Annotated in this window: 20 protein-coding genes and 1 pseudogene; 5 read left to right on the top strand and 16 right to left on the bottom strand. The window is 71.6% G+C overall.

What is annotated here, in order from left to right; genetic code table 11:
- The 10 genes and pseudogenes from LX15_RS26860 to LX15_RS26820 form a co-directional block, all read right to left on the bottom strand.
- Positions 1-329: IS5 family transposase (locus LX15_RS26860; protein ID WP_372502797.1), on the bottom strand; the 329-nt coding region annotated here is incomplete at its 3' end.
- A gap of 455 nt (positions 330-784) precedes the next feature.
- Positions 785-1,009, bottom strand: a complete 225-nt coding sequence (locus LX15_RS26855) for a hypothetical protein (protein ID WP_253672651.1) — start codon at positions 1,007-1,009, stop codon at positions 785-787.
- 52 nt (positions 1,010-1,061) lie between these two features.
- A pseudogene (locus tag LX15_RS33695) lies at positions 1,062-1,235 on the bottom strand (transposase); the annotation flags it as partial.
- A gap of 178 nt (positions 1,236-1,413) precedes the next feature.
- Entirely contained in the window at positions 1,414-2,538 is a 1,125-nt protein-coding gene (locus tag LX15_RS26850; RefSeq protein ID WP_253672649.1) for a beta propeller repeat protein, read from the bottom strand.
- A gap of 194 nt (positions 2,539-2,732) precedes the next feature.
- Entirely contained in the window at positions 2,733-3,881 is a 1,149-nt protein-coding gene (locus LX15_RS26845; RefSeq protein ID WP_253672647.1) for a beta propeller repeat protein, read from the bottom strand.
- Between the two features lie 203 nt (positions 3,882-4,084).
- Positions 4,085-5,236 carry a hypothetical protein gene (locus LX15_RS26840; RefSeq protein WP_253672645.1) on the bottom strand — a complete coding sequence of 384 codons (1,152 nt, stop codon included), beginning with the start codon at positions 5,234-5,236 and terminating at the stop codon, positions 4,085-4,087.
- Positions 5,237-5,302: 66 nt separating this feature from the next.
- Positions 5,303-6,460 (bottom strand): hypothetical protein, encoded by a 1,158-nt coding sequence (locus tag LX15_RS26835; RefSeq protein WP_253672643.1) that lies wholly within the window; start codon positions 6,458-6,460, stop codon positions 5,303-5,305.
- 120 nt (positions 6,461-6,580) lie between these two features.
- Positions 6,581-7,048, bottom strand: a complete 468-nt coding sequence (locus LX15_RS26830; RefSeq protein ID WP_253672641.1) for a pyridoxamine 5'-phosphate oxidase family protein — start codon at positions 7,046-7,048, stop codon at positions 6,581-6,583.
- A 178-nt stretch (positions 7,049-7,226) separates the two neighbouring features.
- Positions 7,227-7,631: a VOC family protein gene (locus LX15_RS26825; protein WP_253672639.1), complete on the bottom strand. Its 405-nt coding sequence runs from the start codon at positions 7,629-7,631 to the stop codon at positions 7,227-7,229.
- A 290-nt stretch (positions 7,632-7,921) separates the two neighbouring features.
- Positions 7,922-9,430, bottom strand: coding sequence for an alkaline phosphatase family protein (locus LX15_RS26820; RefSeq protein WP_253672637.1), 1,509 nt, complete (start codon positions 9,428-9,430; stop codon positions 7,922-7,924).
- Between the two features lie 282 nt (positions 9,431-9,712).
- Here LX15_RS26820 and LX15_RS26815 point away from each other — a divergent pair, with 282 nt between their 5' ends.
- Positions 9,713-10,537 (top strand): DJ-1/PfpI family protein, encoded by an 825-nt coding sequence (locus tag LX15_RS26815; RefSeq protein ID WP_253672635.1) that lies wholly within the window; start codon positions 9,713-9,715, stop codon positions 10,535-10,537.
- Positions 10,538-10,619: 82 nt separating this feature from the next.
- On the opposite strand, the gene LX15_RS26810 is transcribed toward LX15_RS26815, so the two are convergent.
- Positions 10,620-12,044, bottom strand: a complete 1,425-nt coding sequence (locus tag LX15_RS26810; RefSeq protein WP_253672633.1) for a selenium-binding family protein — start codon at positions 12,042-12,044, stop codon at positions 10,620-10,622.
- Positions 12,045-12,445: 401 nt separating this feature from the next.
- Positions 12,446-13,009: a hypothetical protein gene (locus LX15_RS26805; protein ID WP_253672631.1), complete on the bottom strand. Its 564-nt coding sequence runs from the start codon at positions 13,007-13,009 to the stop codon at positions 12,446-12,448.
- A 172-nt stretch (positions 13,010-13,181) separates the two neighbouring features.
- Between LX15_RS26805 and LX15_RS26800 the strand changes: the two genes are divergently transcribed.
- Complete coding sequence (locus LX15_RS26800) at positions 13,182-13,631, top strand: nitroreductase family deazaflavin-dependent oxidoreductase (RefSeq protein ID WP_253672629.1); 450 nt, start codon at positions 13,182-13,184, stop codon at positions 13,629-13,631.
- Positions 13,632-13,664: 33 nt separating this feature from the next.
- Here the strand turns inward: LX15_RS26800 and LX15_RS26795 are convergent, their stop codons facing one another.
- A complete protein-coding gene (locus LX15_RS26795; protein WP_253672627.1) occupies positions 13,665-15,320 on the bottom strand; it encodes an FAD-dependent monooxygenase in 1,656 nt (551 codons plus the stop codon).
- 306 nt (positions 15,321-15,626) lie between these two features.
- On the opposite strand from LX15_RS26795, the gene LX15_RS26790 reads away from it, so the two are divergent.
- Positions 15,627-16,622 carry a phosphotransferase family protein gene (locus tag LX15_RS26790; protein WP_253672625.1) on the top strand — a complete coding sequence of 332 codons (996 nt, stop codon included), beginning with the start codon at positions 15,627-15,629 and terminating at the stop codon, positions 16,620-16,622.
- On the opposite strand, the gene galE is transcribed toward LX15_RS26790, so the two are convergent.
- The 3 genes from galE to LX15_RS26775 all read right to left on the bottom strand — a co-directional run bounded on the left by galE (position 16,585) and on the right by LX15_RS26775 (position 18,539).
- On the bottom strand, positions 16,585-17,547 hold the full coding sequence (galE, locus tag LX15_RS26785; RefSeq protein ID WP_253672623.1) for a UDP-glucose 4-epimerase GalE: 963 nt from the start codon (positions 17,545-17,547) through the stop codon (positions 16,585-16,587). The two genes, LX15_RS26790 and galE, sit on opposite strands and share 38 nt — an antisense overlap.
- Positions 17,548-17,583: 36 nt before the next feature.
- A complete protein-coding gene (locus LX15_RS26780; RefSeq protein WP_253672621.1) occupies positions 17,584-18,093 on the bottom strand; it encodes an NUDIX hydrolase in 510 nt (169 codons plus the stop codon).
- 113 nt (positions 18,094-18,206) lie between these two features.
- Positions 18,207-18,539, bottom strand: a complete 333-nt coding sequence (locus tag LX15_RS26775) for an ASCH domain-containing protein (protein ID WP_253672619.1) — start codon at positions 18,537-18,539, stop codon at positions 18,207-18,209.
- A 508-nt stretch (positions 18,540-19,047) separates the two neighbouring features.
- Here LX15_RS26775 and LX15_RS26770 point away from each other — a divergent pair.
- On the top strand, positions 19,048-19,446 hold the full coding sequence (locus tag LX15_RS26770) for an Imm1 family immunity protein (RefSeq protein ID WP_253672617.1): 399 nt from the start codon (positions 19,048-19,050) through the stop codon (positions 19,444-19,446).
- Positions 19,447-20,096: 650 nt separating this feature from the next.
- On the top strand, positions 20,097-20,807 hold the full coding sequence (locus LX15_RS26765; RefSeq protein ID WP_253672615.1) for a PP2C family protein-serine/threonine phosphatase: 711 nt from the start codon (positions 20,097-20,099) through the stop codon (positions 20,805-20,807).
- The last annotated feature ends 2 nt before the right edge of the window (positions 20,808-20,809 follow it).

The raw sequence follows: 20,809 nt of genomic DNA, 5'->3' as shown, positions 1-20,809 counted from the left end.
CGCACGGCCGTGGAATCCACACACACGACCGTCCAGTCGACCGCGCCGACGGCGTCGGAACGCTGCGGGACATGAGCCAGCAGACGGTCCCAGGTGCCGTCGGCGGACCAGCGGCGAAAGCGCTCATAGACCGTCTTCCACGGCCCGTACCGCTCGGGCAGGTCCCGCCAGGCCGCCCCCGTGGACAGCGTCCACAAGATCCCGTTGACCACCTGACGGCGGTCCCGCACCGGACGGCCCATCCGCGGCGGAGCCAGCAACGGCTCGATCAACACCCACGACTCATCAGTCAGCTCATGACGACGCACCACGAACCAACCAACGACCACAACACTTCGCGGACACGACCTAGGTCTGTCCTCACAACCAGATGAGCAGGACGGCCAGATCGAACGTCCCTTGGTAGGAGATGACGGTCTCGTCGTAGCGGGTGGCGATCACACGGACGTGCTCGCGCCCAGTTGAAGCGCCGCTCAACCACATTGCGGCGCTGAGGCGGCGGGATCGAATGCCGGGAGACGACCGCCTGTCCGGCCGGGACGCAGTCGATTCGCCCGCTGATCCCGGCGTTCGAGGATGACAGCCGGGACACCCGCCTGCGCAGGTCGGACCGGATCGCGTGACTGGAGTATCCCTTGCCCCGCGATCTCCCGACTCGGGCCGACTCGGGCCGACTCGGGCCAGGACGACGGAACGAGGTGTCCGCCATGAGCTGGGTGAACACGGTGCCCTCGTTGATGTTGCCGCCGGTCGACACCACCGGCAGGGGCCGGCCATGCCCATCTCAGGCAAGGTGGATCTTCGTGCTCGGCCCACCAGCGGGAACAGCCGCCGACCTGATCGTCTGGCACTGTGCCCGCCGCACCGATCCGCCCTCCCCTGTGGGAGACACGGAGGTGCGGCGGGCGCCGGCGGCGTGCTGGTGGGCGCGCACGGCGCTGAAGCCGACCGGGACCTCCCGGTCGCGTTCGTTGATCACCGCAGCCAGCACCCGCGCCCGTGTCACCACATTGGCAAGGGTGCCGATGCGCGACCACCGCCAGAACCGGTTGTCGAAACCTCTTCCACTGCCCCTGCCACCCCTGCCATTCCGGCAGGTCACGCCACACCACACCGGTCTTCGCCTTGAACAGCAACCTGTTGATCATGCAGCGCGCCTCATCCACCCGTGGGTGTCCCTTCGGGCCGGAGGCGGACAACAGCGGCTCGGTTGGCTGCCACTGCTCGTCGGTCAACGTGCGCGCGGGACACGTCCCGGGATCAAACAGATCAACTACACCCAGTGTGAGGACAGGGCCTGGTGGCCACGTGGGTGGGCGGGGAGCGACGGCGCTGGGGGCCGCCGTCGTTCCCCGCCCACGACCGCCGGACTGGGGCGTGCCCCGGCGTCCGGTCCGGCGGTCCCGGGGGGAGCTACCGTCGCGCGAAGATCATGCCCCGGAGGCCGCCGCCGACGCGGAACGAGCCGCCCGCCCAGACCTCGCGGCCGCCCGGCGACACCGCCAGTCCGTGGACCGCGCCCTGGCCGCCGCCGGCGAGCGCGTTCCGCGTCCACTCGCGTCCGTCCCATTCGAGGACCACCCCGCTGAAGCCGGACTTGCCGGCGAGCCAGACGCGTCCCGTGGGGTTGCCCGCCATCATGGTGAGCGTCAGGTTGCGGCCGTCGACCGCCGGAACGGACAGCTTCCGCCACTCCGAGCCGGTCCAGTGCCACAGGTGGGTCCGATGCTGGTACTTGCCCACCACCCTGCTCACGGCCAGCAGGGGACGCCCGTCCAGGTCGGCTCCCATGGCGATGGTGGACATGGGGTCCTGCTCGGGGACGTCGGTCCGCTGCCAGGTCCGGCCGTCCCAGTGCAGGGCGACCGGACCGTCAGCCAGCCCGCCGACCCACACGTCGTGGGGCGACCGGGCGTAGACCGTCTGGAACGTGCCAGGGACGTCGGACAAGGGGGTCGGCACGACGCTCCACTCCTGGCCGTCCCAGTGGAGCAGGAGCGGCCGGTTTCCCGCCTTCCGGTCCACGGTGCCGCCCACGGCCCACACATCGTTCGGGCCGGCGGCGGCGACGGCGCGCAGGTCGTTGTGGAAGTCGGCGGGGTTGGGGCTGGGAACGACCTTCCACTCGCGGCCGTTCCAGTGCTGCGTGAAGGATCGGGTCTCGGAGCCGGGGCTGCCCTCGAACCCCACCGCCCACACGTCGTTCCTGGACCAGCCGGCCATCCCGAAGAGATCGACGTTGGCGTCCGGCGCCGGGACGGACTGCCAGGACATCCCGTCCCACCGGAGGGTCAACGGCACCCCGAAGCGGCCGGTGCCGACGGCCCAGACGTCCCGTCCCCCGACCATCGTCATCGCGCTGATGCCGAGCGGGAGCGGGTCCTGTGGCAGGGCCTCACGACACCAGCCCCCTCCGCACTCCGTCGGCGGGGCCTCCGCGTTCGTCTCGGCGGCGGCGGGCACACCGGCCGAGACGAACGCGAGGGTCACGCCGACCAGCGCGGTGAGCCAGCGGGGTCGTCGGACGCGGAACGTCATTCGGTGATCCTTTCCCTGCGAGGTCATGGGCAGCCCCACCTCGGCCCACCGTCGCACCCGCCGCACCGGTCGGCCATCCGCCTTGTGTTCCAACGGGTCTCGGGCGTTCGGCGTCGGACTGGTCGTTCCATCGTTGTGGGTCGGACAGCCGGCACGGGTGGGCCGTTCGGTCCTGGGGAACGCGACGGGGGCCGTCAGCGCCGGACGTAGACGACGCCGTGTCGGTGCCGCCCGGTGCCGAAACCTCCGCCCACCCAGACCTCCTGGCCGCTCGGCGACGCCGTCACGCCGCTCAACGAGCCTCTCCCGCCACTGCTGAACAGCGTGCTGGTCCACTGTCGACCGTCCCAGCCCACGACCAGTCCGGCGCCGCCCCCGGTGCGCCCGGCCATCCAGACGCGCCCCCTGCGGTCGTCCGTCATCGAGGCGATCCCCAGGTTCTGCCCGTCGATCGCGGGAACCGCCAGCCGGGTCCACGCCGAGCCGGTCCAGTGCCACACCCGGCTGCGGTCGGAGTACTTGCCCACCGTCTTGCTCAACGTCAACAGTGGCCGGCCGTCGAGGTCGGCTCCCATGGCGATGGTGGAGGCCGGGTCCTGGTCGGGGACGTCGATCCGCTGCCAGGTCCGGCCGTCCCAACGCAGGGTGACCCCGACCTGCGTCCGGAGGTCCTCCCCAACCAGCGCCCCGACCCAGACGTCGTGCGGCGACCGGGCGACGACGGTGCGGAACGTGGCGGGCTGGTCGGACAACGGGGTCGGCACGGCGCTCCACGTGTGGCCGTCCCAGTGGAGCAGGAGCGGTCGGCTTCCGGCGAACGGGTCGCCGGTCTCCCCCACCGCCCAGACGTCGTGCGGGCCGGCGACGGCCACGGCCCGGAGTTCGTTCCGGGAGCCGTCGGGGTTCGGGCTGGGCACGACCGTCCACTCGCGACCGTCCCAGTGCTGGGTGAACGTCGTCGTCCCGGCATCAACACCGCCGCGCGTCCCCACGGCCCACACGTCGTGGCGCGACCATCCCGCGACCCCGTGCAGCTCGACGTGCTCCGTCTGGGGTCTGGCGGTGGACTGCCAGGTCTTCCCGTCCCACCGCAGGGCCAGCGGGACGGAGCCGCTCGCGTAGCCGACCGCCCAGACGTCGCCGTGGACCGCGGCCACATCATGGACTCCGAGGGACGGCGGATCGGCCGGCAGTGTCTCGGGGCACCAGCCGTCCTGGCACTCCAGCGGCGCGTGCTCGTCGGTCGGCTCGGCCGCGACAGCGGGCGCGCCGACCGAACCGAGGGCCAGGGCCGTGCCGACCAGCGCGGGGAGCCAGCGTGGTCGTCGGACGCGGAACGTCATGCGGTGATCCCTTCCCTCCGAGGTCACGGGCAGCCCCACCCGGCCCACGGTCGCACCCGCCAGGTCGGACGGCCAAGGCCCTTGTGTCCCAACAGGTTTCGTGCGTTCGGTTCCCGGCCGACCGTTCTCTCGGCGTCGGCCGGGCAGCCGGGACGGGTGGGCCTTTCGGCCGCACGCAGGCGTGCGCAGGCCGTCCGCGTGGGTCAGCGCCGGACGTAGACGGTGGCGTGGCGGTTGCGCCCGGTGCCGAAACTCCCACCAACCCAGACCTCGTGACCGCTCGGCGACGCCGTCACGCCGCTGAACGCGCCCCTTCCACCGCCGTCGAGCAGCGTGCTGGTCCACTGTCGACCGTCCCACTCGACGACCAGTCCGGCGCCACCCCCGGTCCGTCCGGCCATCCAGACGCGCCCCCTGTGGTCGTCCGCCATCGAGAACAGGGTCACGCTCTCCCCGTCGGCGCCCGGAACCGCCAGCCGGGCCCACGCGGTGCCGGTCCAGTGCCACACCCGGCAGCGGTCCGAGTACTTGCTCACCGTCTTGCTCACCGTCAGCAGGGGGCGACCGTCGAGGTCGGCTCCCATGGTGATGCTGGACGCCGGGTCGGGGTCGGGGACGTCGATCCGCTGCCAGGTCCGGCCGTCCCAACGCAGGGTGACCGCGACCTGCGTCCGGAGGTCGTCGCCGAGCAGCGCGCCGATCCAGACCTCGTGGGGCGACCGGGCGACGACGGTCCGGAACGTGGCGGGAAGATCGGACAACGGGGTCGGCACGGCAGCCCATGCGCGGCCGTCCCAGTGGAGCAGGAGCGGCCGGTTCCCGACGGTCCGGTCCACGGTGCCACCCACGGCCCACACGTCGTGGGGTCCGGAGGCGGCCACGGAGTGCAGTTCGTTGCGCCAGGCCCCGGGGCTCGGGCTGGGCACGACCGTCCACTCGCGACCGTCCCAGTGCTGCGCGTGGGTCCACGTCGCGTCGTCCTGGCCGCTCCGCGTCCCCACCGCCCACACGTCGTTCCGCGACCAGCCCGCCACGCCGGCGAGGTCCGTGCCGACGCCCTGCGGGGTGAGGGTGGGCTGCCAGGCCCCGCCGTCCCAGCGCAGGGCGAGCGGGGCGGAGCCGCTCGCGTAGCCGACCGCCCACGTCCCACCGTCGGGGGTCGTCGTCATGTCGCGGACGCCGAAGGGTCGGGGGTCGGGCGGCAGCGGCTCCGGGCACCACCCGCTCTGGCACTCCAGCGGCGCGTGCTCGTCGGTCGGCTCGGCCGCGACAGCGGACGCGCCGACCGGGCCGAGGGCCAGGGCGACGCCGATCAGCGCGGCCAGCCACCGGGATCGTCGGAGGATCGTGCTCATGGTCGGGGCACCTTCCTGCGAAGCGCGAGCCGAAAGGACAAGGGGGTCAAGGGGAGAGCAGAGCCGTCAGCGCCGCACGTACATCACGGCGTGGTGGTGCCGTCCGACTCCCTGTTCGCCGCCCAGCCAGACCTCCTGGCCGTTCTGCGACACGACCACGTCGTTCAGCAACAGGTGCCCGCCGCTGTGCGTGAGCGTCGTCCTGGTCCACTGGGAGCCGTCCCACTCGACCACCGCCCCGTCGCCACGACCGACTCCCCCGAGCAGCCACACGCGTCCCCGGTTGTCACTCGCCATCGAGCCGAGCGCGAGTCTCTGGTCATCGATGACCGGCACCGGGACCCGGGTCCACGCCGTGCCGTTCCAGCTCCACAGGTGCGAGCGGTTGGGGAGGGCCGGATCGTCCCTGGCGACCACCGTGAGCAGGGGTTGGCCGTGTAGCTCCGCGCCCATGGCGACGTTGGCGACGTCGCCGGGGTCCGGCACGTCGATCCTCCGCCACTCCCGGCCGTCCCAGTGCAGGGTCACCGCCGTGCGCCGCTCCGAGCCGACGACGGCCGCGATCCAGACGTCGTGGGGCGAGCGGGCGACGACGGCGCGGAACGTGGCCGGGGAGTCGGACAGCGGGGTCGGCACCAGGCTCCAGCTCTGCCCGTCCCACCGCATCAGCAGGGGCCGGGTCCCGACCTGCTCGACCTCGGCGTCGCCGACCGCCCAGACGTCGTGGGGTCCTGCGGCGGCCACCCCGAGCAGGTCGTTGGACGAGCCGAGGTCGGGGCTCGGCACGACCGTCCACTCGCGACCGTCCCAGTGCTGGGTGAGGGTGTGTTCCCCGGCGTTCTGGGTCCCCACGGCCCAGACGTCGTTCTTCGTCCAGCCAGACACCTCCGACAGGTAGCTGTTGACCAGCGGGGGCGTGGCCACCTTCTGCCACGCCTGCCCGTCCCACCGCAGCGCGAGCGCGCCGGGGCCCCGGTCGGCGCCCACCGCCCAGACCTCGCCGCCCCGCACCACCGTCATCCCGCGCACGCCGACGGTCCGGGGCGGCAGGGTCTCCGCACACCACCCGTCCTGGCAGTCGTCCGGCAGGTCCCCCTGGGCTGTCGGCTCCCCTCCGGCGGGTCGTGCGGCGGCCGCCGGAGCGACGGCGGCGGTGACGGCCAGGGTGACGGCGCCGACCAGCACCATGCGCCAGCGTGGTCTTCGGACACGGAGTGACGACATGCCGGAACTCCTCGCGAGCAGGGGGCGCCTGGGCTTCGGCCCACCGTCGCACCCGCCGCGCCGACCGGCCACCCTCCTGGTGTCCGAATGTCGCTGGGGCATTCGGCCGCCGCCGACCCGTCACCGGTACCGGGACGCCCAGTCCTGTCCCTGCCAGGTCCGGAGGGAGACCGGCTCCAGCCGGAACAGCCACCGCGGCCGGTCCAGGGTGGGCGCCAGGTACCTGGGCCCGTTCTCCCCGAGGTACCGCACGCTCATCCGTTCCGCGACGCGCACCCACCGTCCGCCGACGTTGGGCTCCTCCACCAGGACCGCCCGGCACCGCGCCACGACCTTGCGCTGTCGGCCGTCCTCGTCGACCGTGAGCGCGCAGCGGGGGTCCGTCGCGAGGTACCTCGCCCACGCGGACTTGTGGCGGGGCACGACCCAGAACGCCGTCCCGTCCCACTCGTGCCAGCACGGGATGACATAGGGCCAACCGTCGTCGTCCAGACAGGCCAACCGGGCGATGTGGGGTTCGGCGAGGAACTCGGCGAGTTCGGCCTCGTCCAGTCGCCCGACCTTGCCGCGCCACTCCTCGGACGCCATCGTCCCTCCCTCGGGTTCTCCGCCTGTGACGGGAGATTTCCGTTCGACGGTACGAGGGACGAGCCCCGACGGCCTCTCCGACAGGCCTCCCCCACCGGGAGGGACCAGACCCCTCAGGAGGAGAAGGAGGCGGAGGAGGCGAGGAAGTGAGGTGCGGCGGCCGGCCGCGCCGGTGACGCTAGTCCTGCCCGCCGGCGGTGGCCGAGTAGTCCATGTGCAACACCTCCCAGACATGGCCGTCGAGGTCCTGGAAGCTGGCGGCGTACATCGGCCCCTGGTCTAAGGTCGGCTTCCACGGACGGCCACCGGCCGCGAGCGCCTTCCGCAGCGTCTCGTCCACCTCCTGCCGGCTCTCGGCGGACACGGTCAGGATGACCTCGGTGCCGTCGGCGCTGATCTCGCCGTTGATGAACTCCCGGAAGCGGTCCTCCGGGAACAGCAGGACGAGGGCGTTGTCGGCGACGACCACGCCGGCCGCCCGCTCGTCACCGATCCCGGGGTCGAACCGGAACCCGAGTTGGGTGAAGAAGTTCCCCGACGCCGCCACGTCCTTCACCGGCAGGCTCACGACGAACGTTCGCATCGCGTTCTCCCTTTCCTTGTGACCGAACAGTTGTCGAGGTCCGTCGGCATGCCTGTCGTGATCGATCTCCGGACCTCGTCCCACCACGCCCGAACCGACGGCGAGGTGATGTGGGACACGGTAGACAGACCCACCGACAATTCCGCGCCGTGAAGCCGAAGCCGCCGGTCAACAGCCCGAATCTTCTTGCGACTCGGCCGATCGCGTGACGACGGCCAGGCCGGAACAGGAGAAGGGGCAGTGCCCGCGCAGGGAGGGTGGCGCGGACACTGCCCCGGGGGATGGGGTCGTCAGCCGACCCTGAGGTCGTCGATCGCCCAGTACCAGTTGTTGTTCGCGTCGTAGTACCGGAACTTCACCCGCACCGTCTTCGCACCGGCCGGCACACGGACGGGCAACGCCTCCTCCGTTGACACCACGTCGGCGGTGTAGCGCTTGACGAGCTGGTCCGGGCCGCCGTCGAAGGACACCAGGACCTCGGCCTTCTGCGAGCCCTCCTGCCGGTAGTGGGTGACGAAGCGCAGCGTCACCGACGCCTTGCCGTCAACGGGATACGCGGTGGAGACCAACGTGGAGTCGAAGCTCCCGCCCCCGGTCCTGTCGGCGAACTCGTCGGAGTCGGCCACCGCGAAGACGCCCCGCGCCCGCACGTTGTTCTCCCGCCACTGACCCGACTGGGTGCGGCTCCAGAACTCGTCGGTAGTGAAGGACCAGCCCCGCCACTCGGACACGCCTCCGCTGGGCATCCGGGAACGGTCGACGGACCAGCCCGCGGGGGCGGTGTGGGTCCAGCCCCGCACCGAGGTCGGGATGTCCGTCTCGTCGGCCCTGGCGGCGAGCTGGTCGGCGAGGGTGTCGAAGGCGTCGCCGGAACGGCTGCCGAGCGGCCTGCCGTCGAGCCGCCACGCGTCGTCCGCCGGCACGCCGAGGTGGTGGAAGACGGTCGAGGCCACATCGACCAGGCGGGTGTCGCCCGGCCGGGCTCCCCTGGCCAGCCCCGGACCCGAGCCGAGGACGAACGTGGCGCGCTCGGCGGCGCCGCAGCCGCCGTGGCCACCCCGGTCGGTGTGCCCGTGGTCGGTCGTCAGGACGACGAGCCAGCTCTCGGCCGAGTAGGTGGGGCGGGACCTGACCGCGTCGAGGATGCGGCCGAGCTGCTGGTCCTGCTTCTCGATCGCGGCGACGTAGTCCCGGCTCGCCGCGCCCTTGCTGTGGGCCACCTCGTCGGTGTGTCCCAAGTAGACGAACGAGGCGTCGGGGTTGCCGGTGCGCAGCAGGCGTTCCGCGTCGGCGGTGACCTTCTCGTCGGAGCCCGCGTAGCCGTCGCGGTCGCCGTCGTAGGTGATCCTGGTGTCGACCGCGGCGGAGAAGGTGCCCTGGTTGTGCAGCGCTGCCCAATCCACAATGGACAAGGTTGAGTAGTGGGGGTTCCGCTTCTCCAGCCGGGTCAGGAAGTCCGGGTACTGGTCGTACCGCTTGCCGACGAACGTGTTGTCCTTGACGCCGTGCTTGTCCGGCCACACGCCGGTCGCGATGGTCGACCAGCCGGCCCCGCTCCACGTCCCGGCCATGGGGGCGCAGTAGAGCAGGCTCTCCCCCAGCGTGCCGCCGGCCGCGAGGCCGTGCATGGTCGGCGCGTTCGCCGCGGCCACCCGGTCCCAGCGCAGGCCGTCCATGCCCACCACCAGCACCTTGGGCGTGGTCGCGGCGGCCGTCGGGGCTGCGACCCCGACCGCGGCCGACAGCGCCGCGAACGTGGCCGCCACCGCGGCCACCACCGTTCTCACCCGAGTCGTCACCTGTGCCTCCTGTCCTCGGTCGGCGGCGGAGTTCACCACATGCCGGAGACCCCGGGATGAACGCTCTTCGTTCGACCGGAGAACGCCAATCCACCGGCCGATGGACTGGCCCGCTCACGGCCCGTGACAGGGGTGGCACGCCGACCCCGCGCAAGCTCTCGACGGAGTAATCGATCTCACTCCGCCCGCCGAGGTCCGGATCACCCGAAAGGCTGTACGTAGCGACGCTACCCATGAGAGCCTGTCGCGCACGTTGATCGTCTTTCCTGGGAGGGGAAGCCCATGGGGAGCAGCAGTCGTCGGGACGTGTTGCGCGCCGCCGCGGTGGGCGGGGTCGGCCTCGGTCTGGCCGCGCTCGGCACGTCGGGGATCGCGCAGGCCACGACGCAGGCCGCAACGCAGGCCGGGACGCCGTCCGAGGCGCAGGGCGAGCGCCCGCCGCACGAGCAGGGCGGGGCCAGGGGGCCGAAGATCGGCATCCTGCTCTACGAGGGATTCAGCGTCCTCGATCCCACCGGCCCCGCCGAGGTCCTGTCCCGGCTGCCCAACGCCACCGTGACGATGATCGCCGAGCGGCCGGGCCTGGTCCGCAGCGACACCGGCGACGTGGCGTTGTTCGCCGACCGCCCCATCGCCGCCGTGCGGGACCTGGACGTCCTGCTCGTGCCCGGCGGCAGCGAGAAGGCGGTGCTGCGGGTGTTCGACAACGCCCGGCTGATGGACTGGATCAGGCGGACGCACGAGCGGACGAAGTGGACCACCTCGGTCTGCACCGGCTCGATGATCCTGGGCAAGGCCGGCCTGCTGAAGGGGCTGCGGGCCACCACCTACTGGGCGGGCAAGGAGTACCTGGAGAGCCTCGGCGCGACCTACGTCAAGGCCAGGTACGTCAGGGACGGCAAGATCATCACCTCGGCCGGGGTGTCCGCCGGCCAGGACATGGCGCTGTACCTGGCCTCCCAGCTCGCCGACGACCGGACGGCGCAGGCCATCCAGCTCGGGATCGAGTACGACCCGCACCCGCCGTTCGACACGGGCAGCCCGGACAAGGCCGACCCTGAGCTGCGGGCGCTGGCGTTGAAGCTGCTCGCCGACTCGCAGGTGTGACCGCGCTCCGCCGGGTCAGGGCCCCACGTCCCTGACCCGGCGGAACCGAGATGCCCCGGTGTGCTCCGGTGGGGCGCTTTCGTCAGCGACGGAAGCAGTAGGAGTCGGACGAGGAGTCCCCACCCTGCAATCGGACCTGGTGCACCCGCAGGCCCCGGAAGTCCTCGCCGCGCGGGAAGAACCGCTCGTCCACCCGCAGGCCGCCGCCCGCGTCGGGGTCGGTGTCGAGCTTGGCCAACCACGCGCCCACGCCGTCCGGGTAGAACTGGTCGTCCCACGAGCCGTAGAGCGAGTTGGTGACGTAGACCCGCCGGCCGTCCCGGCTGACCTCGACCATCTGCGGGCCGCCGGCGAGCCGCCGCTCCGGGTCGGCCGGGTGCGCCGCCCTGCCCACGATCCCGCCCAGCCGCACCGACCCCACCTCGCGCGGCGACGCCGGGTCGCTCACGTCGTACTGCTTCAGCTCGCCGGTTCCCCAGCAGGAGACGTAGAGGAAGCGGTCGTCGACGGAGAGGTTGATGTCGGTGACGAGCGGCGGGACCGCGCCGAAGGGCTTGAGCGCTGGGGGAAGCAGCTCCGGGTCGGCCGGCTCGGCGGGGATGGTGATCACCTTGTCCGCCGCCCAGCGGTCGCCGTCCCGGTGCCACCGCCACACCGAGGCCGACAGGTCCTCGGTGGACACGACCACGCCGGCGAAGCCCCACGTCGCCTCGGGGTCGTGCGCCGGGCGCAGCTCCAACACCATCTGGTGCTGCTCCCCGAGGTCGACTCGCTGCTGGTGCCGCCCCGACTCCAGGTCCCAGAAGTGCAGGGCGTGCCCGTACTGGTTGGCGAGCAGCAGCTCGGGGTTCAGCCCGTCCTCGATCATCCCCGGCGTGCCCCACTCGCTGGTGACCAGCGTGTTCTGGTTGAGGTGCCACCAGGCGTCGTAGGCGAGGTACTGCGGGCCGCGGTCGGTCTCCCACGCGCGCAGGACCTCGAAGGTGTCGTGGTCGAGCAACGCGATCCCGCCCGGCCCCTCGGCCCCGTTCGCCCCGCCGAGGCAGGACAGGTAGATGCCGGTCGGCCCGCAGTGCAGCGTGTGCGGGCGCGAGTAGCCGGCGCGTTCGGCCAGCTCCTCGGCGCTGATGGTCTTGGCGAGGGCCGGGCGCCTCGGGTCGGGGTGCGTGTCGAGGACGTGGATGTTGGACGAGCGCAGGCCGGGCAGGAGCAGGTAGCGGCGGCGCAGGCCGGTGATGTCGTGGCAGGCGTGGGCGAAGGCGCTGCTGCACGCGTTCCAGCCGAAGTGGTGCAGTTCGTCGCCGAGCGTCGGCATCTCCACCCAGCCGACGACGTGGCCGTAGTCAGCCGAGTCCGGGTCGGCGTCCACTGTGGCCAGTGCGTCGGGCCGCTCGCCGGACCGGTCGAAGGCCACGACGTAGGCCAGCTCCTCCGGCGGGGCCGCGACGGCCTCCGAGGGGCTGCGGTAGAACGTGGGGTCACTGGTGCCGTGCGGCGTCTCGCCCATGAATTCCTCCCTGCGGCGACCGCTCCGCCGGGGTCCCTGTCGACGCGCCCGCCTCCGGTGTCGCCGCCGTTCCAGCCTTCAGCCGCGCGACGGCGGGTGGCAAGGCACCTCCGTCCGCCCGTGCCGAGATCCACCCGTTCGTCGGCAGGAACACCCGCCAACGGCCCCCTTTCCCGGTCTTCCGATCCCACTTCCCGGGAAGGCCCAGGAAACGCTCGACACCGACCGGGAACAGCGTCGTGCCCTGTGGCCGACGGCTTCCGGACAGCCACAGGGCACGGTCGTGTCGTGCGGTCAGACCCGCCAGATCACCGCTCGCCCTCCCCCAGCTCAGGAGGGTGGCGGGAGGCGGCGCGGTTGACGGGGAGTCCTCCGGCGTCGATCACTCTTGGCTCGGGAGGTCAGGCCTGGACGACCCGCCAATAGGCGAACTCCCGGAAGTTGGGCAGGACGCTGGCGTAGAACTGGAGCCAGCCCTTCCCGCCGACGGGGTAGGTCGCGTAGTTCCCGTGCGACTCCAACAGGAAACCGTGGCTGCCGGACCGCACGGTGAAGACCGTCGCCTCGCCCTCGGGCGCCAGACGGACGCCGTTCCCGACGTCCTGCCAGTAGGTGTAGCCACCCCAGTTGGCGGAGGTGGACTGGACGACGTAGCCGCCGCCCCTCTGGTGGAAGATCACGGGAGTGCCGTGCGCGCCCGCGGAGTTCGTGAGCAGGACGTAGTCCCAGTTCATGTACGGCTCGAACGTGACACCGCGCGTAGGGTCCTGGTTCAGCTCCAGGTAGTAGCGCACGCCGGGCACGATCGAGGCGGCGCGCTCCTGGGCGTGGAGGGTGTGCTCCGCGGGCGCGGTCTTGAGGTTGTCGTGGAGTGCGGGCTGTTCCGCCCCCGCGCTCGGGGAGATCAGGGCGAGCGTCGCGAGGCACGCGACCGCGGCCAGCAGGGAGCTGCGGATTCGGCGCATGGCTTCTGCCTTCCGTGTGGGGTACCAGCAAGGCGGAGAACGAGAGGGGAAACGGCTCGGGTCATGACCCGGTGTCACCGGGCTACTCCGCGCGGCGCTCACGTTAGAGCGATCAGAGCAGTTACCATAGGTCCGAACAGGTGAAGATCGTTTCGCGGGCTACCCTCGCGGCGTGGGGCGCATCCCTCGGTGGTTGGCTCGTGCGCCGATCCCGGTGTTCCGCGCCGGGCTCGGAATGGTCTTCGGCCGGCGGCTGGTGATGGTCGAACACGTCGGCCGAGTCAGCCGGCGAGCGCGCCTCGTCGTGCTGGAGGTCCTTCTCCGCGAGCGCACCGGGGTCGTGGTCGCCTCCGGTTACGGCCGCGCCTCGCAGTGGCTCCGCAATGTGCGGGCCGAACCCCGCGTTCGGCTGTGGTGGGGCCGGATGCGGGGTGTGCCCGCGCGGGCGCGCGTCCTCGACCCCGACGAGTCACGACGGCTGCTGGAGGAGTACCGCCGCGCGCACCCAGGGCAGGCCCGGATCGTCGCGTCGGTGTTCGGACTGACCGAGCTGACGGCCGATGACCCCCTTCCAGAGGACATCGGCCGTCGCATTCCGCTGGTCCGACTCGACCTGACCTGACCTGTCGGGCGGCTCAGCTCCCCGCGTCCTTGGTCACCTCGACGGACGCGGCTTCGACTGGCACGAGGTGTCCGCCGGACGCAGACGGAGACGGCGGAGGTACTCCCGCAACGCGGATTCCTGGTCCTCGTGGGCGATGAGTCCGATGTGGCCGTCCGGCCGGACCAGGACGACGCTCCCCTCGCGAGCACCGTAGGCCCGCCGGATCCCGCCGCTGGTGTCCGCGACCGTCTCCACACCGGCGACAGCACCCTCCACTGTGGACGTCACACCATGCAGGTGGAACAGGTCTTCGTGGCCACGCAGGGCACGCCGGGCGGCCTCGACAGCGCGGGAACCGAAGGCGAGAACCGTGAAGTGCGCGCCCCGGAACAGGTCGAGCAGGGAGACGGGCCGACGCCGCCCGGGAACCCGCCCCACCCCACCAGGCGCGACGTCCCCGGCGCGAAGACGGGCGCGACCGCCACCGAGGTGCATGCTGAGCGAGCTGTCCCGGTACTGGGGACGGTCCTCGCGGTGCCGGCGGCGCTGCCGGGCGAAGTACGGCTTGACCACGAAGCGGAGCAGGGGGCGCAGCGGCGCGGGCGGCGTCGCCGAGGAGAACTGCCGGTCGCTCTCCGCGAGCACGGCGCGGGCGACGGGGAGCCGCTCAGCCTCGTAGGTGTCCAGCAGGGTCTCCTCGGCGACGCCCCTGAGCACCATGGCGAGCTTCCACCCGAGGTTGTAGGCGTCCTGGATGCCGGTGTTCATGCCGAACGCGCCGAACGGGCTGTGGACGTGGGCGGCGTCGCCGGCCAGGACGACCCGGCCCACGCGGAAGCGGTCCACCATCCGCAGGTTGTAGCGCCACACCGAGAGCCACGCGGGCTCCCCCAGCTCGATGTCCTCGCGCCCGGTCCGCTCGACCACGGCGGCGCGGAGCGTCGCCAACGACGCCTCGGGCCAGTTGCCCTCAGCGTCCCGGTGCAGCGAGGCCACCACCTGCCAGACGTCCGCGTGCGGGAGGGGCCGGAGGACGAGCAACCCAAGGTCGCCCAGCCAGAGGTGGACGGCGTCGTCCTCGGCGAGCCCACGCACGGGCAGGTCGGCGAGGATCGCCCTGGCCTCCTCCTGCGTGGTGCCCCGGAAGGGGAGGCCGAGCCGACGGCGCACGAAGCTGCGCCCACCGTCCGCGCCGACGAGGTAGCGGGCGCGGACGGTCTCGGTGGGCGCCTCGGCCGCCGGCCCGGCGGTCTGGCCGGGGTCGGTGTGGCGGAGGAACACGGTCACGCCGTCGTCGTCGGCCTGGAAGGCCGTCGCCTCGACGCCGAACTCCACCGCGCCGCCCAGCTCGGCGAGCCGGTCGCGCAGGATCGCCTCGGTCCGCCACTGCGGCAGCCCAACGGAGTTCGGGTAGGGGCGGCGCGCCGTGGGCTTGTCAGCCGGAACCCGCAGGTCAAACAGCAGCGGCTGGCCGAGGTGGAGCCTCGTGCGGTTGTCGACCTCGCCCCACTCCAGGAACCGGCCGGCGACGCCGAGATCATGGAACACCTCCATGGTCCGGGGCTTGAGGGTGAACCCCCGGGACCCCTGCGCCGGGCCGGACGCCCGGTCGACGACCCGACAGGCGACGCCCCTCCGGAGCAGGTCGCACGCCAGGGTCAGCCCGGTGGGACCGGCTCCCACGATCAACACGTCGACGTCGCTCATATGACGAGACTGACACTTCCTGATAGACATGTCAATCTCAACCTGTCTATTTGAACCTATACTCGGGGCGAGCGAGGACAGGACGGGACGGGACTGCCGTGTCCTCTGTGGACAATGAGGTCGAAGCGACGTCGTCGAGGCGATGCGGTCGGGATGGTGAGGCCCGGGCGGCGAGATCGGGGCTGTGGCGCGACCAGAACGCGCTCCACCCGATCGGCCGAATGACCGCGCCACGCAGGTGGAAGCGCCCATGACCCCACCCGGCCGGCCGTCGGGAGCCGACGACCGAGTGGCTATCCTGACCCGGTGCTCCCGGACCTCGATGAGATCACGTCGGACGAGAGTTACGCGGCCCGACGCAACGACGGGGCGTTCTGGGAGCCGTGGGTGCGCGCGGCCCTGGACGGCCTGGGCCTGCCCCAGCCGCGGTCCCTGTGGGTGCCCGGCGAGAGCACCTACCCGGTCCTGGTCAGCGACAGCGGCCTGGTCGTCAAGCTGTACGGCGAATACTGGTGCGGGCCGGACAGCTACGAGTCGGAGCGCGCGGCCTTCGACCTGCTCGCCGGGCACGACCTCCCGGTGCCCCGACTGCTGGGGCGGGGCGAGCTGCGGCCGGACGGGCCGGGGTGGCACTGGCCGTTCCTGGTGATGGCCAGGGCGGAGGGCAGGACCTGGCGCGATGCCGAGTCCTCAATGGACAGTCAGCGGCGTGTGGCGCTGGCGCACCGGATCGGTCAGCTCGTGCGCCAACTGCACGATCTTCCCCTCGACGGCACGGAGATGCTGCCCGCGCGGGCGGACGCGTTCGCCGAGGTGCTGCGGGAGCGCAGGGCCGCCACGGTGGCCGACCACCGCGAGTGGGGTTACCTGTCGCCGAAGCTGCTCGACCAGGTCGAGGACTTCCTGCCGGACGTGGACTCGCTGCTGGCCGGGCGCAAACCCGTGTTCGTGCACGGGGACCTGCACGGCACGAACGTGTTCGTGGACAGCGAGCGCGGCGAGGTGACCGGTTTGATCGACTTCACCGACACCTACGCCGGCGACCCCCGCTACAGCCTCGTGCAACTGCACCTGAACGCCTACCGGGCCGACCGGGAGCTGCTGGCGGCCACCCTGGCCGGCGCGGACTGGCCGGCCACGCCGACGTTCGCCCGCGAGATGCTGGTGTTCACGTTCCTGCACGACTTCGACGTGCTGGAGATGGTGCCGCACGACCTGGGCGGGATCGAGGACCTGGACGAGCTGGCCGAGCTGCTGTGGGGCGTCAGCGGGCGTCCCGGTGGAACCGGTACGCGTCGCTGATCATCTCCTCCAGCGTCGGCCGCGCCGGCCGCCAGCCCAGTTCCCTCCTGGCGCGCTCCCCCGACGCCACCAGGACGGCGGGGTCGCCGGGGCGGCGGTCCGCGGGACGCCGCGGGACGGGGCGGCCGGTCACCGCGGCGACCGCGTCCAGCACCTCCAGCACCGAGAACCCCTTGCCGTTGCCCAGGTTGTAGACGCGGTGCTCGCCGGACCTCGCGCGGTCGAGGGCGGCGAGGTGGGCGTTCGCGATGTCGGCGACGTGCACGAAGTCGCGCACGCAGGTCCCGTCCGGAGTCGGGTAGTCGGCGCCGAAGACCGGGAAGAAGTCCGGCCCCTCGCCAAGGCTCGACCGCAGCGCCAACGGGATCACGTGGGTCTCCGGGTCGTGCCGCTCGCCATGCCGGCCCACCGCGCCGGCCACGTTGAAGTAGCGCAGGCTGATCGCGGCGATGCCGTGGGCGCGGGCGTAGCCGGCCAGCATCAGGTCGACCGCGAGCTTGGAGTCGCCGTACGGGTTGGTCGGCACGGTCGGGCTGGTCTCGGAGATGGGGATCTCCGACGGCTGCCCGTAGGTGGCGGCGGTCGAGGAGACGACGATGCGCGGGACGCCGGCCTCTCGCATCGCGTCCAGCAACGCCAGGGTCTGCACGGTGTTGCCGTGCCAGTACCGCTCCGGGTGGCGCACCGAGTCGTCGATCAACGACCGCGCGGCGAGGTGCACGACGCCGTCGAACGGCCCCCGTTCGGCGAACAGCCGGGCCGCCTCGGCCATCCCGCCCACCACCAGGTCGGCGCCGTCCGGCACGGCCTCGGGGTAGCCGCTGGACAGGTCGTCCAGCACCACGACCTGGTGCCCGGCGCTGAGGAGTTGGTGTGCCACCACGCTGCCGACGTACCCCGCGCCACCGGTCACCAGGAGCCGCATTCCGCCCTCCACCAGCCAGTCCCGCCCGCCACCAAGTCACCGAGCGTAGCCGCGAGGCCGGCCGGAATCACTGAGGCGATCGGGCGGTGTGCTGGTGGGGACGGGCCGTGGGGTCCAGCCGTGGACACCGAACGGAACGCCGGTGAGGTAGGCGCGGATGCCCACGGCCGGGTACTCGATGAGCTTCTCGGGTAGGGAATCGAGGGAGAACCAGGACACGGCGGAGCACTTGTCGGGCTCGCGGTTGGTGGGCTCACCAACCCAGCGGCGGGCCTCGAAGAACAACCCGAGGCGGGGCTCGGAGCCAGAGCCGGTGACGTGCAGCGTGTGCACGTGCCGCAGGTCGTCCGGTTCGATGAGGACGCCGACCTCCTCCTCGGCTTCCCTGACGGCGGCGTGCAGGACGGACTCGCCCGCGTCGAGCTTGCCCGAGGGCAGGTGCCAAAGCCCGTCGAAGAGCGGGTTGGTGTCACGTCGCCGGGTGAGCAGCACCTGTCCGCCACGCACGAGGAGCACATGAACGTCGATCAGGTGGCGGTCCGCCATCGGCAAGTACCTCTCCCAGCGCGACCATTGCAGGCCCGTTCTATGGACGCTGCGAAATCTACGAGCCTGCCGAATCGACGTGTGGAAAGCCAACCGACCGCGCGATCGACGGGTCAGGCTGGGCGGGGTGGATCGACCAGCTCGATGCCGATGGCGACCACGCCCAGGGCTTCCCGCTCGGGCGGGTAGATCTGCCGGATGTTGGCGAGCTGTTCGTCGCGGGTCGCCAACGGGTTCACCGACGCCACGGACTCGTGCTCGAACATCTCCTCGAAGGAGGTGTACCGGGCCACCCTGGTCACGCGGGTCAACACCTCGTCACCTTGGCACCGAAACCGGATCAGCGATCCTACTTCGATCTTCTTCCGGCTGGAATCGTTGACTCGGATCTCGGTGGTCTTGCGCCCGGTGGCGATGAGATCGAAGTAGCGCTTGTAGATGCCCATCTCGTGAGCACGGGGGGCAGGGGGTGGTCGGACGGGCGGACATGAGTCGGCCGAGCTCCTTAACGGTGAACGAACGGAAGAAGTGCTTGGGGTCAGTCAGCAGCTTGGAGGCGTGGGTCGAGCGTGTTCGCACCGAACTCCCGCCTGCACGCGCCGGGCCCCAGGCCGCCGGGAAATGGCGCGCCGCGAACAGAACCACACATGAGCTGCGTAGCGGGGTCGGAGACATCTGGTTCAGGGCCGCCGCCCTGTTCGCCCGGGAGACTGGAATGGTCAGGGGGCAGACGGTGCTGGGCTTGGCCGGACACATCGAGATCAAGTTTCCCATGTGCATGCGAGCTGAGAAGATCCGCGATGCCAGGATCGTGATCGACCGGTCTGCGGAACGGCGACCCCCGGCGAGTGGACCTGTGCGGCCAAGCTGTCACGGTTCCTGCCACCCGCGGACGAGGCTGACCGTGGTGGAACGGAACGGAAACCGTTGGACCCACACCGGGGACGAGGACTCATGACGATCGAGGTGATGTGGCGGACCGTCGAGAACGACCAGTGGCGGGAACACCACGGGACGGCCGCCAACACCGAGGAGTTGGCCGGGATCGTGCGGCTGCTGGACGATCCGCGAGTTGACGGCGCAACCGTCCATCACGCCGACACGGAGAGGTTCTCCGAGGTGGTGTTCGGAGTGCGCGACGGCCGCGCGGCGATGTTCTACACCGACGAGGACGGCGCCTGGTACACTCTCAGCGAGGACGAGGGAGAGGAGCGCGAGCCTCCGGTGTGGTTCGAGGTGGACTTCCCGCACCGCGCCGAGGTGACCGCCGAACTCGTGGTGGCGGCACTGGACGAGTACCGCGTGACCGGCCTCCGGCCCACAGTCGTGCGCTGGCAGCCGATGGAGCTGTGATCCGATCACCGACGCCTGACCTGCCCGATGGTCACGCTTGATCGTTTCCGGCCGAGGGTGGGGCCGAAGGCTCCGCCCTCGGCTGCTGCCGAGGAGTCAGCCTAGGTCGAGCCCACCGGCCGTTGACTCATTCTGTTCAGAGCCCTTTCCTGCCCCCTGTCAGAACATGTCTCATCCGTGAGAAACTCCGGAAGATTTTCCGCAGAAAGCAGTCCACTGTGGACCCTCGGATCCTGATGCCGAACCTCCGGGTGCTGCACCACCCCACCCCTGAGGAAGCGGCGGCCTGGGAGGCGCCCATGGCCCCACTGCGCCGCCGGTCACCAGGAGCCGCATCCCCCCTCCACCAGCCAGTCCCGCCCGCCACCAAGTCACCGAGCGTAGCCGCGAGGCGGGCCGGAATCACTGAGGCGATCGGGCGGTGTGCTGGCGGGGACGGGCCGCGAGGGCGGCAGCCGCACGATCCCGGCCACCTCCTCGGCGTTGGCGGCCGTTCCGTGGTGTTCCCGGAACCGAGAACGCCGACAGTGCGGGGAACAACAACGCGGGGAGCAAGGCTGACCCGCCGATGTCACCCGTTGGACTGATTGGCGCGGTGGGAACGCGGGTCCTTCTCGGATCGGCCGGAGCATCCGGTAGGAAGCGTCCCCATGACAACGACCGCCTCTGACCTCGTCGTCGGCCACGCGACCGAGAAGGGACCGAAACGCCCGCTCAACGCCGACGCGGCCGCCCACCACGTCCACGGTGGCCGGCTGGCCGCCGCCATCGTCGACGGGACGGGCTCCACCGCCGAGGTCGCGGACCTCGCCGGGCTCGCCGCCACCACCGCCGTCCGGGTCGCCGCGCGGCGCACCCCCGTGCTGGGCATCGTGGCCGCCTCCGAGCTGTGCGCCGACGCGGAGAACGAGCTGCCCACCCCGGACGGGGCGATCGTGGTGGCGGCGACCCGGCCCGGCCGCCGGTGGCTGGTCGCGTGGGCTGGCGACAGCGTCGCCTACGCCGCCACCGACGGCCAGGTCAAGCGGGTGACCAACCCGCACACGCGGGGCCACCTGCTCCGCGTGAAGGGCGCCGCCGAAGAGGAGGCCCGCCGTGCCGACCACCAGCTCATGCACAGCCTCGCTCGGGTCCCCGTCTACGGCGTGTGGGCCATGGAGGCCCAGAGCGACATGCTGGTGTTGGCCTCCGACGGGCTGCACCGGCTCCCCGCGACCGAGATGACCGGCATCCTCGCCGCCCACGCCTGCGATCCCGAGATGTGCGCGCAGCAGCTCGTGAAGGCCGGTCGGCAACACAGCAACGACGACATCACCGTCATGGTGCTGCCACACCCGGAGACGCCTCCCGGCTGGCGGTGAGA

The sequence above is a fragment of the Streptoalloteichus tenebrarius genome (genome assembly GCF_024171885.1).
In the GTDB taxonomy this organism is placed as follows: domain Bacteria; phylum Actinomycetota; class Actinomycetes; order Mycobacteriales; family Pseudonocardiaceae; genus Streptoalloteichus; species Streptoalloteichus tenebrarius.
Note: the sequence above shows the minus strand (reverse complement) of the source record. Positions and strands in the feature narration are given on the sequence as shown.